The organism is Curtobacterium sp. PvP017, from assembly GCF_054060195.1.
This window is the reverse complement of record NZ_JBSSCY010000003.1, coordinates 254,643-269,880: the sequence shown is the minus strand read 5'-3', so window position 1 is coordinate 269,880 and position 15,238 is coordinate 254,643. Positions and strand designations below refer to the sequence as shown.

13 protein-coding genes are annotated in these 15,238 nt (G+C 72.9%); 5 read left to right on the top strand and 8 right to left on the bottom strand.

Going from position 1 to position 15,238, the window contains the following annotated elements; all coding sequences use genetic code 11:
- Nucleotides 1–6: 6 nt before the first annotated feature.
- From ACVKXF_RS08830 to ACVKXF_RS08810, 5 genes are all read left to right on the top strand, one after another.
- Nucleotides 7–1,422 carry an aldehyde dehydrogenase family protein gene (locus tag ACVKXF_RS08830; protein WP_456795497.1) on the top strand — a complete coding sequence of 472 codons (1,416 nt, stop codon included), beginning with the start codon at nucleotides 7–9 and terminating at the stop codon, nucleotides 1,420–1,422.
- Complete coding sequence (gene rfaE2 / locus ACVKXF_RS08825; protein WP_456795496.1) at nucleotides 1,419–2,990, top strand: D-glycero-beta-D-manno-heptose 1-phosphate adenylyltransferase; 1,572 nt, start codon at nucleotides 1,419–1,421, stop codon at nucleotides 2,988–2,990. Before ACVKXF_RS08830 ends, rfaE2 begins: the two co-directional genes overlap by 4 nt.
- Nucleotides 2,991–3,083: 93 nt before the next feature.
- The gene (locus ACVKXF_RS08820) at nucleotides 3,084–3,842 is read left to right on the top strand and encodes a DedA family protein (RefSeq protein WP_456795495.1); all 759 of its coding nucleotides are present in this window, start codon (nucleotides 3,084–3,086) and stop codon (nucleotides 3,840–3,842) included.
- Nucleotides 3,839–5,062: a sensor histidine kinase gene (locus ACVKXF_RS08815; protein ID WP_456795494.1), complete on the top strand. Its 1,224-nt coding sequence runs from the start codon at nucleotides 3,839–3,841 to the stop codon at nucleotides 5,060–5,062. The genes ACVKXF_RS08820 and ACVKXF_RS08815 overlap by 4 nt, the downstream gene beginning before the upstream one ends.
- On the top strand, nucleotides 5,059–5,721 hold the full coding sequence (locus tag ACVKXF_RS08810) for a response regulator (RefSeq protein WP_456795493.1): 663 nt from the start codon (nucleotides 5,059–5,061) through the stop codon (nucleotides 5,719–5,721). The genes ACVKXF_RS08815 and ACVKXF_RS08810 overlap by 4 nt, the downstream gene beginning before the upstream one ends.
- Nucleotides 5,722–6,098: 377 nt before the next feature.
- Here ACVKXF_RS08810 and ACVKXF_RS08805 read toward each other — a convergent pair whose 3' ends face one another.
- The 8 genes from ACVKXF_RS08805 to ACVKXF_RS08770 form a co-directional block, all read right to left on the bottom strand.
- Nucleotides 6,099–6,599, bottom strand: coding sequence for a Dps family protein (locus ACVKXF_RS08805; protein ID WP_456795492.1), 501 nt, complete (start codon nucleotides 6,597–6,599; stop codon nucleotides 6,099–6,101).
- A 135-nt stretch (nucleotides 6,600–6,734) separates the two neighbouring features.
- Entirely contained in the window at nucleotides 6,735–7,148 is a 414-nt protein-coding gene (locus tag ACVKXF_RS08800) for an SIP domain-containing protein (RefSeq protein WP_123312665.1), read from the bottom strand.
- A 29-nt stretch (nucleotides 7,149–7,177) separates the two neighbouring features.
- Entirely contained in the window at nucleotides 7,178–7,879 is a 702-nt protein-coding gene (locus ACVKXF_RS08795; RefSeq protein WP_456795491.1) for a TetR/AcrR family transcriptional regulator, read from the bottom strand.
- The gene (locus tag ACVKXF_RS08790) at nucleotides 7,876–9,933 is read right to left on the bottom strand and encodes a CocE/NonD family hydrolase (protein WP_456795490.1); all 2,058 of its coding nucleotides are present in this window, start codon (nucleotides 9,931–9,933) and stop codon (nucleotides 7,876–7,878) included. Before ACVKXF_RS08790 ends, ACVKXF_RS08795 begins: the two co-directional genes overlap by 4 nt.
- A complete protein-coding gene (locus ACVKXF_RS08785; RefSeq protein ID WP_456795489.1) occupies nucleotides 9,930–11,717 on the bottom strand; it encodes a dipeptide ABC transporter ATP-binding protein in 1,788 nt (595 codons plus the stop codon). Before ACVKXF_RS08785 ends, ACVKXF_RS08790 begins: the two co-directional genes overlap by 4 nt.
- Nucleotides 11,714–12,598, bottom strand: a complete 885-nt coding sequence (locus ACVKXF_RS08780) for an ABC transporter permease (protein WP_123312668.1) — start codon at nucleotides 12,596–12,598, stop codon at nucleotides 11,714–11,716. Before ACVKXF_RS08780 ends, ACVKXF_RS08785 begins: the two co-directional genes overlap by 4 nt.
- Nucleotides 12,595–13,623, bottom strand: coding sequence for an ABC transporter permease (locus ACVKXF_RS08775; RefSeq protein ID WP_456795488.1), 1,029 nt, complete (start codon nucleotides 13,621–13,623; stop codon nucleotides 12,595–12,597). The genes ACVKXF_RS08780 and ACVKXF_RS08775 overlap by 4 nt, the downstream gene beginning before the upstream one ends.
- Complete coding sequence (locus ACVKXF_RS08770) at nucleotides 13,620–15,221, bottom strand: ABC transporter substrate-binding protein (protein ID WP_123312670.1); 1,602 nt, start codon at nucleotides 15,219–15,221, stop codon at nucleotides 13,620–13,622. The genes ACVKXF_RS08775 and ACVKXF_RS08770 overlap by 4 nt, the downstream gene beginning before the upstream one ends.
- Nucleotides 15,222–15,238: the final 17 nt, after the last annotated feature.

Sequence of the window (15,238 nt, the reverse complement as noted above, 5' to 3'; positions counted from 1 at the left end):
GACACCATGACGATCGCACCCGCTGCTGCCGACGCCACCACGGACCTGGTGGTGACCGACCCCGTCGACGGGACGGTCGCGTCGACCGTGCCCCGTGCCTCCGAGCCGGAGGTCCGCGACGCCGTCGCCCGTGCCCGGGCCGCGGGCGGCCCGTGGGCGCGCACCGCCCCGGCCGAGCGCGGCGCGCTCCTGCGCGCGGCGGCCGAGCACGTGCGTGCGCACGCGCACGAGCTCGCCGACCTGAACACCCGCGAGACCGGCAAGGTGCCGGGTGATGCACTCGGCGGGGTCGAGGCGGGCGTCGGCACCCTGGTGCAGTACGCCGAACTCGGACCGGTGCACCGCGGCGAGGCCCTGCGCGGCCAGTTCGGTGCCGCCGACTGGGCGGTCCCGCACCCCCGTGGCGTAGTGCTCGCCCTGACGCCGTGGAACGACCCCGTCGCCGTGGCGTGCGGCATCCTCGGCGCAGCGATCGTGACGGGCAACACCGTGGTGCACAAGGGCAGCGAGCGCTCCCCCGCGACCATCGCCCGCCTGAACGCCCTGCTCGCCGAGGTCCTGCCCGACGGCGTGCTCGTCGGCGTCGACGGGGACGGCTCCACGGGCGAGCTGCTGCTCGCCCAGGACGGCATCGACGTGTACGCGCACGTCGGGTCCACCGCGACCGGAGACCGACTGTCCGAGGTCGCCGTCGCGACCCGTGCCCATGTGGTCCGCGAGAACGGCGGGAACGACGCGGTCGTCGTCGACGCCGACGTCGACCCGGAGTGGGCCGCCGCCCAGGTGGCGCTCGGCGCGTTCGCGAACACCGGTCAGATCTGCACCAGCGTCGAGCGCGTGTACGTGCACCGCGACGTCGCCGAGCCCTTCGTCGCCGCGCTGGTGGCCGAGGCGGAGCGTCGCACGGCCGCACCCGCGGACACCTACGGTCCGCTCGTCGACGAGCGGCTCCGCAGCACCGTGCAGTCCCACGTCGACGACGCCGTGCAGCGCGGCGCGACGGCTCGGACCGGTGGGGTCACCCCGGACGGTGTCGGGACGTTCTACCCGGCGACCGTGCTCACCGGCTGCACCGACGAGATGCTCGTGATGACCGAGGAGACCTTCGGCCCGATCGCGCCGGTCCGCGTCGTCGACGACTTCGACGAGGGAGTCCGGCTCGCCGCCACCGACCGCTACGGCCTCGCCGCGACCGTCCTGACGAACGACACCGGCCACGCCCTGCGCGCCGCAGCCGAGCTGCCGGTCGGCACCGTGAAGGTCAACGCGGTGTTCGGCGGCGCACCGGGCGGCAGCGCCCAGCCGCGCGGCGCGTCCGGAGCGGGCTTCGGGTACGGCCCGCACCTGCTCGACGAGCTGACCACCACCACGGTCGTGCACCTCGAACCCGCACCCGCACGCACCACCGGCGGCACGAAGTGAGCGTCGACGTCCGGCTCGTCCGCGACCTGGTCGCCACGATCGACGACCGCGAACCGCTCGTCGTCGTGATCGGCGACTGCATCCTCGACCGGTGGACCGTGGGCGAGGCCGAGCGGGTCTCGCGCGAGGCACCGGCGCCCGTCGTCCGGGTCACCGAGACCATCGCGGTGCCCGGTGGCGCCGCGAACACCGCGGTGAACGCCCGCGCCCTCGGTGCCCGTGTCCGGATGGTGGGACTCATCGGCGACGACGAGGCCGGCGACGTCCTGCGCGAACGGCTCGAGACCGCCGGTGTCGACACCTCGTTCCTGGTCGAGATCACCGGGGCGCGCACCACCACGAAGTCCCGCGTGGTCGGCGGCGACCGGGTCGTGGTCCGGGTCGACGACCTGGCCGGCACCCCGTCCGCCGAGCACAACGAACGGTTGGCGCGCGCCGTCGCCCGCGCGATCCGGTGCGCCGACGCCGCGGTCGTCTGCGACTACGGGCTCGGTGTCCGGGCCGAGGACGTCGTGCCGGTGCTGGACCGTGACCGCCCCGGCGCGATCGTCGTCGATGCGCACGACCTCCCCCGCTGGGCGTCGTTGCGACCCGACCTCGTCACGCCCAACGCCGGCGAGGCCGCAGCGCTGCTCGGCCGTGACCTCGGGACCGGTGCCGATCGGGTGGCCGCGGTCATGGACGCCCGGGCCGACGTCCTCGCCCGCACCGGTGCCCGCGCAGCCGTCGTCACGCTCGACCGCGACGGTACCGTGCTGCTCGAGCGCGACTCGGACGAGGGCTACCGCACCCGTGCGGTCCCGGCGTCGGAACAGCAGGCCTCCGGAGCCGGCGACACGTTCTGCGCCGCCGCGTCGGTGGCACTCGCCGTCGACGCGTCCGTCCGCGACGCGGTGTCGGTGGCGCAGGCCGCCGCCGACGTCGTCGTCCGTGAAGCCGGCACGTCGGTGTGCAGCGCCGCCGCCCTGCTCGCCTCGGTGACCGCCCCGGCAGCCACCGTCGTCGACCACGACGAGCTCGCGGTCGCGGTCGAACGAGCGCGCCAGGACGGGCGCCGGGTGGTGTTCACGAACGGCTGCTTCGACGTCGTGCACCGTGGGCACACGACGTACCTGCGCCAGGCGCGTGACCTCGGCGACCTGCTCGTCGTGGCGCTGAACGACGACGACTCGGTGCGACGGCTGAAGGGCCCGGAGCGACCGATCAACCCGGCCGAGGACCGTGCCGGGGTGCTCGCCGCCCTCGCCTGCGTCGACCTGGTCACGGTGTTCGCGACGGACACCCCGATCCCGCTCATCGAACGGCTGCGACCCGAGGTCTACGTCAAGGGCGGGGACTACTCGCCGGAGATGCTCCGCGAGACCGCGGTCGTCCGCGGGTACGGCGGCGAGGTCGTCATGGTCGACTACGTCCCCGAGCACTCCACGACGGCCGTGGTCCGGCGCATCCGCGAAGCCGCGGCGGCGTCGGCCGGGTCCGCGGTGCCGGCCGCCGCGACCACCGCGACCGCGCCCGCAGCCGCGACCGACCCCGAGGGGACCACCGACGGAAAGGTCATACCGCGGTAGGGGGTCGTCGAGACCCCGGCGGGATGGCAGCGCTCGCGGCGCTCCGTAGCGTCGAACCCCTCGACGAGGTCCGTCGGTGGAGGGAGCGTCGCCGTGTTCGACCAGATCACCCCGTTCGTCGTCGAGTTGGCCGCGAGTCCGCTCGTCTACGTCGTGCTCGTCGCCCTGTGCTTCGTCGACGGCTTCTTCCCGCCGGTCCCGAGCGAGTCGGCCCTGGTCGCCGTCGCCGCCATCGCCGCCACGTCCGGCAAGCCCGTCCTGGCCGGGGTCCTGGTGGCCGCCGCGGTGGGGGCGATCGCGGGTGACTCGGTGGCGTACTGGATCGGCCGCCGGATCGGACTCGCCCGCCTGGCGCAGTCCCGACGGCCGAGGATCGCTGCGGCGTTCGCCTTCGCCGAGCGGCAGATGCAGCGCCGGTCCGCGAGCCTGATCCTGGTCGGCCGCTACATCCCGGTCGGCCGTGTCGCGGTGAACACGACCGCCGGGGCGACCCGGCTGCCCTACCGTCGCTTCCCCGCCATCAGTGCGATCGCCGGGACGGCGTGGTCTGCGACCTCGGTCGGGATCGCCCTGGCCGCGTCGCAGGTGCTGCACGAGCCGCTCGTCGCCGCCCTCGTGTCGATGGTGGTCGCGGGCGGCCTCGGCATCGCGGTCGACCGGGTCATCGGTAGCATCAGCCGCAGGCGCGACGCCCATGCCGCCCGAGCGGCCGCCGCGACCGTCCCCACGACCGGCGTGCCCACGGCCGGGGCGCCCGCGACCGACGTCCCCACCGCGAGCATCACACCCGTCGCGCACGCCCCGTCCGCCACACCCCGCATCGTCCCCACCGGAGAGATCGTCCGACCGTGACCACCGCCCTGCTCCGCCCGCGACCGACCTGGCTGCCGCTGGCGACCCGGATCGCACTCGTGGTCTCGGTGGTGTCCCTGTTCAGCGTCGCCGCCCCGGTGACCTCGGTCCACTACGCCGTCGCCGTCCCACTCTCCCTGCTCGTGTCGGCGGTGCTCGCGGTCAGCATCGGCATCGCCCCGTTCGTCCCCCGCACCGCCGCCGCGGTCCACCTGGTCGGACTCGTCGCGCTCGGCCTGCTCACTGCCCCGGTCGAGACGAGCCCGTGGCCGATCCCGGTCACCGGCATCATCGGCCTGAGCGTCCTGCTCGTCGTGCTCGGGGTCCGCTCGACCTGGCGGCTGACCGCGATCGTGTGGGCCGTCGCCGCCGTGCTCCCCCTGCTGCTCGTCGCCGTGACGCCGGGCCGCTGGGATCAGCCCGCCGTGTGGGCGACGAGCTTCGTCGTGTCGGCCGGCGACACGCTCCTGGTCGCCGCGGCCGCCGTCGTCATCGGGCAGCGCCGCAGCATCCGCCAGGAGCTCGTCGCCGCCCGCCGCGACGCCGAGCTCGAGCAAGCCCGGCGCCGCACCGTCGAGGAGCGCTCCCGGATTGCCCGCGAGCTGCACGACGTCGTCGCGCACAGCATGTCCGTCGTGCACATGCAGGCGGAGTCGGCCCCGTACCGGGTGGCCGACCTGCCGCAGGAGGCCCGCGCCGAGTTCGCCGCGATCGCCGAGACCTCGCGCACGGCGCTGCGCGAGATGCGCCAGCTGCTCGGCACCCTGCGCGGGGACACCGCCGCCGAGCGCGCGCCGCAGCCGGACCTCACCGACCTGCCCGCGCTCGTGCAGGCCACGCGCGCCGCCGGCATCCCGGTGGAGCTCGACATCGACATCGACGTCGCCGACGACGTCGACCGGCTCGCACAGCTCACGGTCTACCGGGTCGTGCAGGAGGCGCTCGGCAACGTCGCCCGGCACGCGCCCGGCGCGTCGACCGTCGTGACGGTCAGGAGGCTCGACACGCGTCTCCGGGTCGAGGTCGCCAACACCGCTCCACCAGCGGGCACCGTGCCGGCCGCACCACCCGACGACGGTGGCTTCGGCCTCGCCGGGATGCGCGAGCGGGTGTCCGCGCTCGACGGCACGATCGACCACGGCCCCGTGGCGGACGGCGGCTTCACGGTCGTGGTGACCCTGCCCGTCCTCGTGCCGGCAGCCGACGGGGGAAGCCGATGACGCGGGTGATGGTGGTGGACGACCAGCAGATGTTCCGCATGGGACTGCGGGCGATCCTCCAGGCCCAGGACGACGTGGAGGTCGTGGGCGAGGCCGCGAACGGTGCCGAAGCGGTGGTCGCGGCGATCCGGCTGCAGCCGGACGTGATCCTGATGGACGTCCGGATGCCGGAACTCGACGGGATCGAGGCGACCCGACGGATCACGGCGGCGCCGACGGACCGACCGGTCCGCGTGGTCATGCTGACGACGTTCGACGTCGACGACTACGTGTTCGACGCCCTGCGGGCCGGGGCGAGCGGCTTCCTGCTCAAGGACGCGAGCGCCGACGAGCTCGTCGCGGCGGTGCGCACGGTGGCCGCGGGCGAGGCGCTGCTCGCTCCGCGCGTGACCCGGCACCTGGTCGAGGCGTTCGTCGCCGGACCGGTCACCGCCGCTCCGCGCACCGAGGTGCTCGACGTCCTGACCGACCGGGAGCGCGACGTGTTCCTGCTCATGGCGCGCGGGCGGTCGAACGGCGAGATCGCGGGCGACCTGTTCATCGCGGAGCAGACCGTCAAGACCCACGTGGGGCGGGTGCTGGCGAAGTTGCAGTTGCGCGACCGGGTGCACGCCGTGGTGCTGGCGTACGAGGCCGGCCTGGTCCGCCCGCTGGGCTGACGCGCCGCTCACGTCCCCCGAGGTTCCGAAATCTGCACATCTCCCGCGCCGAAACGTCGGTCCGTGGAACCTCGGCGTCGCGCCAGCGGCGTGGCGCGCGATCTCGTCGGTGTCGCACGGCCGGGCACGAGTGCAGGTCACGCGCGGGTACTTGCGCGCGCAACCAGCGACATCGCCGATGTCGTACGACATCGAGTACGTCGCAACTGCGCGCCCGCAACGGTTGCACACGCGGAGCGGCGACAAGGTCGTTGTCGAACGACATCGAGAGTGTCGCACTGGGTCCACGCGGGTCGCGGTGGGCAGACGGGGCCGCAGACGGACGGGAGGCCCGGTGCCAGCTGGCACCGGGCCTCCCGTCCGTGGGTGGTCGCGACTCAGGCGGCGAGGTGCGCCTGCAGGAACCAACGTTCCTTCGTCAGACCGCGCTCGATCTCGATGACGACGTCCTGGCTGTTGAGGTCGACCTCGTCGAGGCCCTCGACGGCGCGACGGACCTGGAGCAGGGCCGCGTCGATCTGGGCGATGACCTCGGTGATGGTGACGTCGGAGTTCTGGAAGCCCTGCGACAGCGGCGGCAGCGTCGTGTTGGCGGCGACGGTCGCGATGCGCGAGTCGACCGGCAGGCCGAGGGCGACGATGCGCTCCGCGGCGGTGTCGGCGTAGGCCTGGGCGTGCTCGACGATGTCGTCGAGGAGCTCGTGCACGCCGACGAAGTTGCGGCCGCGGACGTGCCAGTGCGCCTGCTTGCCGTTGACGACGAGTGCCTCGAGGTCGATCACGACGGGGGCGAGGAACTGTGCCACTCCGGCGGCGAGCTCCGGCGTCGTCGAGAACGGGGACGTGGTGGTCGTGGTGCTGGTGGTGGTCGTGGTCATGTCTGAACCTCCTGCGTCGTGGTCACACCGGATCGCTGGGCCTGTCCTGACCAGTTCGGTGCTGCCGATGGTCACAACCATGCCCCCTTCCCTTGTATGCCGCAAGGAAGTAGAGGCTGCCCTTACCGGCGGCGGTCAGCCGACGAGGGTGTCGAAACCGGCGTCGCTGAGCTCGATCTGCACGACGGACCGCGCGCGCTCGACCCAGGGGCTGTCGGTGCACCCGATCCAGACGCTCGTGCGCGGTTCGCAGTCGGCGACGCACCACTCGGCGGCCCACCCGGTCAGGGCGTGCGCGAGTGCCTCACCGTGGTCGGCGAAGACGAGCGGTGACACGGCGGACGCGCGGGCACTGCGGACCAGCCACGTGACGGTCACGCGGGGCGGAGCGGGAAGGATGCGGACCTGCTCGTCGAGGGCGACCTCGACGAAGACCTGGCCGTACGCGTTCTCCGGCAGGTCCTCGAGCTGGCGGCGGATCTCCGACAGGTCCTCGACGCCGCCGGCGATGAGGATGCGTTCGGTGGGCTGTCGCCGGGTCCGTGCCATGCTGCAACGGTAAGGGAAGCCTTACCTCATCACAAGGGCTGCTGGCCGGTTCCGGCGATGTCCACAGCCGGCACGCCGAGTTCGTGCGCCAGGAACGTCCACATCCACGACAGCGCGACGGTGTTCGTGAGCCCCGGGACGCCCTGGGCGATCTGGGTCGCGACGCCGTCGCTGTACGCCGCGAGCTTCAGGGCGACGGTGTCCGGGTCGACGGGCTCGGCGCCACCCCGGAACACCCCGGCATCGGCGCCGCGGCGGATCACCCGGACCAGGCAGGCCTCCCAGACGCGGATCCGTTCGGCGTACTCGGCGGCCACCTCGGGCCGGCGGACGACCGCGGTCCAGTAGTCGGACCAGATCCGCCAGTGCTGCCGGACCTGCTCGGTGTCGCCGAACAACGGGGTGACGAGCATCCGCAGCGCCTCGACGGGGTCGGGTTCGGCGTCGACGGCGATGACGATCGCACCGTAGAAACGCTCGGTCTCGAGCACGACGACCTCGTTGAGGATCTCAGCCACGCTGCCGAAGTGGTAGGTCACGGTACCGACGGACACCCCGGCTTCGGCGGCGATGTCCCGCAGGCCCGTCGCCCCGACGCCGTTGCGGACGATGACGGCGCGGGCGGCCTCGACGATCATCGCGCGCCGGACGGCGGGACGCTGCCGGACCCGCGGTGGCGCGCCGGCCGTCTCCGCTGCCGCGCCCGCCGCCTCCGCTGCCGCGCCGGTCATGCCGAGGTCCGCGGGACGTCGTCGACGAACGTCTGCTCGGTGACCAGGACCTCGTCCACGTCGGGGCCGCCGTCACGAGCCCAGGCACGGACGGTGTTCACGACGTGGAAGGCGTCGGCGTCGGCGGTCACCTCGGACGACGTCTCGAGCCGTGCCGTCCACTCCGGCTTCGCCAGGCCGATCGACCAACGCGACGCAGCCACGGCCGAGTTCGGGTCGTCCGACCGGATGCGGTACGTCTCGCGGGCGTCCTCGCTGAACACGAGTCCGTCCGGGTACACCCGTCCGCCGCCGTAGCCGGGGTCGACGTCGAGGGTCCACTCCCCCGACTCGACGTCGTGCGTGACCGTGCGTTGCGGCAGCCGCTCGGTCGGTGCAACGCGTTCGATCGCCAGCGGCGTCGACCGCTCCGGCTCGTCGAACCGCACGTCGTCGTCGGTGTCGCGCGTCCAGACCGGCAGGCACACCTCGGACGTCGTCGGGTCGACCGTGAGGGTGGCCTCGGTGCCGTGCGGCCAGACCCAGGGCCAGTACGACGACGAGACCGCGATCCGCAGGCGGTGCCCGGCGGCGAACCGGTGACCGGTCGCGACCAGCTGCACCGGCAGCGACGCGGTCTCTCCCGGGACGAGCGGGTCGTTGCGGTCCATCCCGTCCCGCTTCGCCGCGTTGAGCACTCCGCGGGTGACGAGCGTCGAGGAGCCGTCCGGCGCGACGTCGCACAACCGCACCGTCAGGGTGGCGCGGGGCTCGTCGCTCGTGACCGACAGCGTGACGACGACGTTGCCGAGCAGGTCGAACGCCTTGCCGACGGGCAGGTCGAAGCAGACGGATCGGCCGTCCTCGGCACGCTGGTCGGGTGGCAGGTCGGTCGCGTTGCCGAACGGGAAGAACCGGCCGGCGTCGGCACCGGTGTGCTGTGGCGAGCGGACGACGACCGGGCCGTCCCCACCGCCGCGCAGTGTCGCGAGGGGCAGCACGCGCCGGTGGGTCGCTGCGGAGGGCCACGCCTCGGCGCCGACCCACCGACCCCGTCGGGACGCGTAGTACGTCGCCGGTGCTTCGCCGTCGTTGATCCAGGCCCGCAGTGCGGGGTCCTGCTCGACCCCGGTGTCCTCGTCCCGCAGCCAGCGGTCCCACCAGCGCAGCGTCTCCTGCAGGAACCCGATCGACGGGCCGGGTGCGAGACCGCGGTCCGGGTACTGGTGCGACCACGGCCCCACGATGCCCTTGACCGGGGACTGCACGTTCGACACCAGTCGGAGCACGGCGTCGCGGTACGGGTCCGCCCAGCCGCCGACGGCCAGGACGGCTGCGCCGATGTTCCCGTACTCCTCGGCGGCACTCCCGTGCCGCCAGTAGTCGTCGCGCTCCTGGTGGGACAACCACACCGGCGTCATCGGCCGGTTCGCCTCGAGGCGCTCGCGCCACCGGTCGACCCAGCCGCTGCCGACGACCTCGGGCCGCGGTGGTCGCGAGTTGAACGCGAACATCGTCGCGCCCCACGCGGCCATGTCGATGCCGAGCACCGCGCCGCCGACGTAGTGCACGTCGTTGTCGTACCGGTCGTCGGTCGAGCACACCGTGACTATCGCCTTGAGTGCCGCTGGTGCCCGCGCTGCCAACTGCAGGGCGTTGAACCCGCCCCACGAGATGCCGAACATGCCGACGGCGCCCGTCGACCACTCCTGCGCGGCGAGCCAGGCGATCACGGCCTCGCCGTCACGGAGCTCCTGCTCGCTGTACTCGTCGTCGAAGAACCCGTCCGACGAACCGCTGCCCCGGATGTCGACCCGGACCGACGCGTACCCGTGCTGGGCGTACCAGGGGTGCCGCTCGGAGTCGCGGGGCGCGGTCCAGTCGTCGAGCCGGTACGGCAGGTACTCGAGCAGGACGGGCACCGGACCGTCGGGCGACGCCGGCGACCAGATCCGGGTGTGCAGCCGGACGCCGTCGGGCATCGGGATCCACTCGTCGCGGACGGTCACGCCCTCGGGCAGCGAACCCGCGTCGCCGATGGCGGTGAAGGTGGCGGGAGTGGCCCCGTCGGTCATGCGTCCTCCCAGTTGCGGGTGCGGTGTCCGTCGCCGTGGTCGGTCCAGCCCTCGGCGTGCTTCCAGCGCGGCACACCGTCGCCGACGTCGGGCAGCACGGTGCTGCCCGGTTCGAGCGTCGCGGCGAGCAGCGTCGACGTGTACGGGTGGTTCGGGCCGGTGAAGACCCGCTCGGTCGGTCCGATCTCGACGATCCGGCCGCCGGTCATCACCGCGACCCGGTCGGCGACGCCCCGGACGACGGCCAGGTCGTGGCTGATGAACAGGCAGCTCAGTCCACGCTCGCGCTGCAGGTCGGCGAGGAGCGCGAGGATCCCGGCCTGCACCTGCACGTCGAGCGCGGTGGTGATCTCGTCGGCGATCACGAGCGAGGGCCCGGCGGCGAGGGCGCGCGCGATCCCGACGCGCTGCCGCTGCCCACCGGACAGCTGGGCCGGCAGCCGGTCGGCGAACTCCGGTCCGAGGCCGACCTGGGTGAGCAGCTCGCCGACGCGCTGTCGTGAGGAGGCGCCCGTGAACAGCTTGAGCGGACGCCCGATGGCCGCCCCCACGGTGCGCCGCGGGTTGAGCGAGGTGTCGGCGTTCTGGAACACGAGCTGCACCGCGCGCCGCAGTGCCGCCGTTCGTCCGGCGATCGGCTCGCGCAGATCCCCACTCGTGGTGCCGTCGTCGTAGGTGAAGGTGCCGGACTCGGCGGGCACCAGCCCGGCCAGCGCTGTCGCGAGCGTCGACTTGCCGCTGCCGGACTCGCCGACGACGGCGAGCGTCTCGCGCTCGGCGATCGTGAACGAGACGCCGTCGACGGCGGCCGGCAGGCCGCGGCCGTAGCGGATCACCAGGTCGTCCGCGGTCACCACGCGACGGGCGGAGCGGTCGGGAGGCACGGTGCCGGTGGCCGTGGAGCCGACCGTCTCCGGGGCGGTCGCGTCCTCGGGCACGCGCCCCGTTCCTCCCGGTCGCCGCCCGTCCGGCACCGCGGCCAGCAGGGCACGCGTGTACTCGTGCTGCGGGGCGGCGAAGAGCGCCGCCGTGGCGGCGTGCTCGACGATCTCGCCGTCGCGCATGACGGCGATCTCGTCGGCCATCGCGGACACGACCCCGAGGTCGTGGCTGACGAGCAGGACCGCCATGCCGAGCTGCCGGCCGAGGTCCGCGATCAGGTCGAGGACGGCTGCCTGGGTGACGACGTCGAGCGCCGTCGTGGGTTCGTCGAGGACGAGCACCCGGGGGCGGGCGGCGACGGCCATCGCGATGGCGATGCGCTGCTGCTGCCCGCCGGAGAGCTGGTGCGGGTAGCGGCGGACGATCGTCTCCGGGTCGGGCAGCCGGACCAACCGGACGAGTTCGAGGACCCGTTCCGGGCCGTCGGGCTCACGGTGGGCGCGGAGGGCCTCGCGGATCTGCTCGCCGACGCGCATCGACGGGGTGAGGGCCTGGCCCGCGTTCTGCGCCACCACGGACGCGACGCCACCCCGGAGCTCGCGCCGACCGGACGGCGACAGCGCGAAGACGTCGTCACCGCCGACGCGGACCGAGCCGCCGACGATCGTCGAGCCGGCACGGAGGTGTGCCAGCAGCGTCCGGGCGACCGTGGACTTGCCGCTGCCGGACTCCCCGACCAGGCCGAGGGTGCGGCCGGCGGTGATCGCGAAGGACACGCCCCGGACCACGGGGACCAGGCGCTTGCCGGCCGCGTAGGAGATCGCGAGGTCGTCGACGCGGACGATCGGGCCCGGGGCGGTCGCCGTCGTGGCCGACGCGGCGCTGGTGTCGGTGGCGGTCATGCGCTCACTCCCTGCTTGGCGCGGTCGACGCCGAGCGACTTGCTCAGGCCGTCGGCGGCGAGGTTGAGCCCGATCACGAGGGTCGCCAGGGCGACGATCGGCGCGAGCGTCCCGAGCGGTACGACGGTCAGGGCGGTGCGGTTCTCCTGCACCATCAGGCCCCAGTCCGGGGTCGGCGGGTTCGCGCCGAACCCGAGGAAGGACAGCGACGCGACGAGCAGGACGATCCACGAGGCCCGCATGGCGTACTCGACGAGCACCACGTCGAGGACGTTCGGCAGGATCTCGCGGAACACGATCGACAGCGCGCGTTCACCACGGGCCCGGGCGGCCGTCACGTAGTCCTGCGTGATGACGGTGCGGGCGGCACCGCGCACGACGCGGGTCACGGCGGGCGCGTAGACGACGGTGACGGCGAGGACGATGACCCAGAGCCCGGCGTCGAAGACCGTGACGACGACGAGCAGGGCGAGGATCGACGGCACGCTGAGCAGGGCGTCGACGACGCGCATGACGGCCTCGTCGAACCAGTTGTCCGCGTACGCCGTGATGCAGCCGAGCACGGTGCCGACGGCGACCGCGATGGTCGTGGCCAGGAACGTGACGAGCAGGGCGTACCGGCCGCCGTTGAGCGTCCGCGACAGCACGTCACGGCCGTACTGGTCGGTGCCGAGCCAGTGCGTCCAGGTCGGCCCGGCGAGCACGTCGCCGGCGTTCGTGGCCACCGGGTCGTGCCCGGCGATGACCGGGGCGAGGACCGCGAGCACGACGTGCAGGGCGATGAGGCCGAGACCGATGCTCAGCGCTGTCGAGCCGCGCAGGGGCGCGAGTGCGCCGGCGAGGACGGCGCGTCCGGGGCGGCGAGGGGCGATGGCGGTCATGCGGCGGCCTTCCTGGTGCTGCGCGTCGGACGGGTGCGCGTGCGGGGTCGCCGCTGGCGGGTCCGCAGCTTCGGGTCGAGCGCGAGCGCGACGAGGTCGGCGGCGAGGTTGCAGACGACGTAGATGACGGCGCTGAGGAGCGCGATCGCCTCGATCGTCGGCAGGTCGCGGTTGAAGACCGACTCGAGCATGAGCTTGCCCATGCCCGGGTAGTTGAAGACGTTCTCGACGACGACGACCCCGCCGAGCAACCAGGCGACGTTGAGCGCGACGACGTTCAGCGTCGGCAGCAGCGCGCTCGGCACCGCGTGCTTCCAGACCACGCGGCGCATCGTCAGGCCCTTGAGCTCCGCGGTGGTGACGAACTCGGATGCCATCACGTCGATGGTCGAGGACCGTGCGGTGCGGACGATGTACGCGGCCATCGCCAGGGTGAGCACGATGATCGGCAACCAGATCGTCGGCAGCAGCTCCCCGACGGTGGCATCGCTCCCCCGCAGCACGACGGCAGGGAAGACCGGCAGGCCGATGGCGAAGAGGAGCACGAGCACGGTCGCGACCATGAACTCGGGAACGCTCATCACGACGAGGCTGACGATCGAGATGACCTTGTCGGACGGGCGACCGCGACGGACCCCGGCGAGGACGCCGAGCGTGAGGGACACGGTGACACCGACGAGCATGGCGGGCACGGCGATGAGCATGCTGTTGCGGAAGGCCGTGAACAGCGTCGGCGCGACGGCCTCGCCACTGACGAGCGAGGTGCCGAAGTCACCGTGCACCGCACCACCGAGCCACTGCAGGTAGCGGAGCCACACGTTCTGGTCGAGGCCGAGGGTCTCGCGCAGCTGCTTGACGGCGTCCGGGGTGGCGTTCTGCCCGAGCAGCTGCTGCGCGACGTCGCCGGGCAGGGCCTGCACGGCCAGGAACACGAAGAGCGAGGCGAGCACCACCGTCAGCACGGCGATGCCGGCCCGGCGGAGGACGGGGACGAGGACGTCCGACGGCGTGTTCGTGGTCGTCATCGGCGCAGTCCGATCCGGAGGTAGTCGAACTCGAAGCCGTACTCCGAGTAGTTCACGACGTCGCGGGAGAGCCCCACGAGCCGGTCGCCGAACATCGGCGTCATGTCGGCTCCGTCCTCGACGACGAGCCGTTGGGCGTCCTGGTAGAGGCTGAGGCGCTTGGCGTCGTCCATCTCGGCGCGGGCGTCGTCGAGCAGCCCGTCGAAGGTCTCGTTCGACCACGCGCTCTCGTTGTACGACGACCCGGTGCGGAAGATCTGGTTGAGCAGCTGGTCGATCGGCCGACCGGTGAACCAGTAGCTCACCATGAGCGGCTTCTGCATCCAGATCTGCGTGTAGTACGAGTCCGAGCTCGCGTTGCGGACCGTCAGGCGGATGCCCGCGTCGGCGACGGCGTCGCGGTAGGCGACCGCCATCGGCGTGAACACCGACTCGTAGCTGGACGTGTAGATCGACGTCCGGAACCCCTCGTGGCCGGCCTGCTTGAGCAGCGCCTTCGCCTTGTCCGGGTCGTACTCGCGGTGGTCGTCGACGAACGCGGCGAGCTGCGGCGGCACCGGGTTGTCCCACCCGGGCGACCCGGTGCCCTGCAGGGCGGTGTCGACGATCTGCTGCGGGTCGTAGGCGAGCTTCATCGCCTGACGCACCCGCGGGTCGCTGAACTCGTCGCTCGTGGCGAGCATCGGGATCGTGTACCACTGGGCGTTCTTCGACCGGGCGACGGTGGCGCGATCGGAGGCCGAGACCACCCGCGCGGTCGCGAAGTCCAGGTTCGTCTGCGAGATCAGGTCGATCTGCCCGGCGAGCAGCGCGTTCACCCGGGCCGTGGTGTCCTGGATCGAGTAGAAGTCGATGCCGTCCAGCGCGGGGCGGCCGGCGAAGTGGTCGTCGAACGCCTCGACGCTGCCGGCACCGGCGGGCGTGAACGACGAGAGCCTGAAGGGCCCGGTGCCGATCCCGGTCCGGCCGATGTCGGTGATCGCGGCCGCCGGCACGATGTAGCACTGGTAGGCGGTCAGCAGCGACGGGAACTCGGCGTTCGGCTTGGTCAGCGAGAACCGCAGCGTGTACGGGTCGGTCGCGCGCATCGAGTCGGCGTCCATCACCTCGCCGAGGACACCGGCCTGCGGGCTGCCGGTCTTCTCGTCGAGGATGTGCCGGATGCTCGCGATCGCGTCGTCCGCGGTGAAGCGCGAGCCGTCGTGGAAGGTCACGCCGCGACGGAGCGAGAACGTCCACTCGGTGCCGTCGGCGTTCGCGGACCACTCCTCGGCGAGGTCGGGCACGGTGGTGCCCTGTTCGTCGAGCTTGACGAGCCGGTTGTACAGCGCGCCGAGGTACTCGTAGGCCGACAGCGAGCTGGCGGAGTCGAGCGTCTCGGCGGCCGAGGCGGCCGGGCGCGCGATGCGCAGACGACCGCCGCGTCGGGCCACACCGGTGGCCGCCGCTTCGGGGATCGTGGGGGTGCCGGCGTTCGCTCCGGAGCTGCACCCGGTGAGCGTGAGCAGGCCGAGGCCGGCGAGACCGGCGGCACCGGTGAGGAGCGCTCGACGGCTCGGGCCGCGGGCGTTCCGGGGTTCGGGGACGATGGGCTGCATTCGGGGTGACCCCTCCT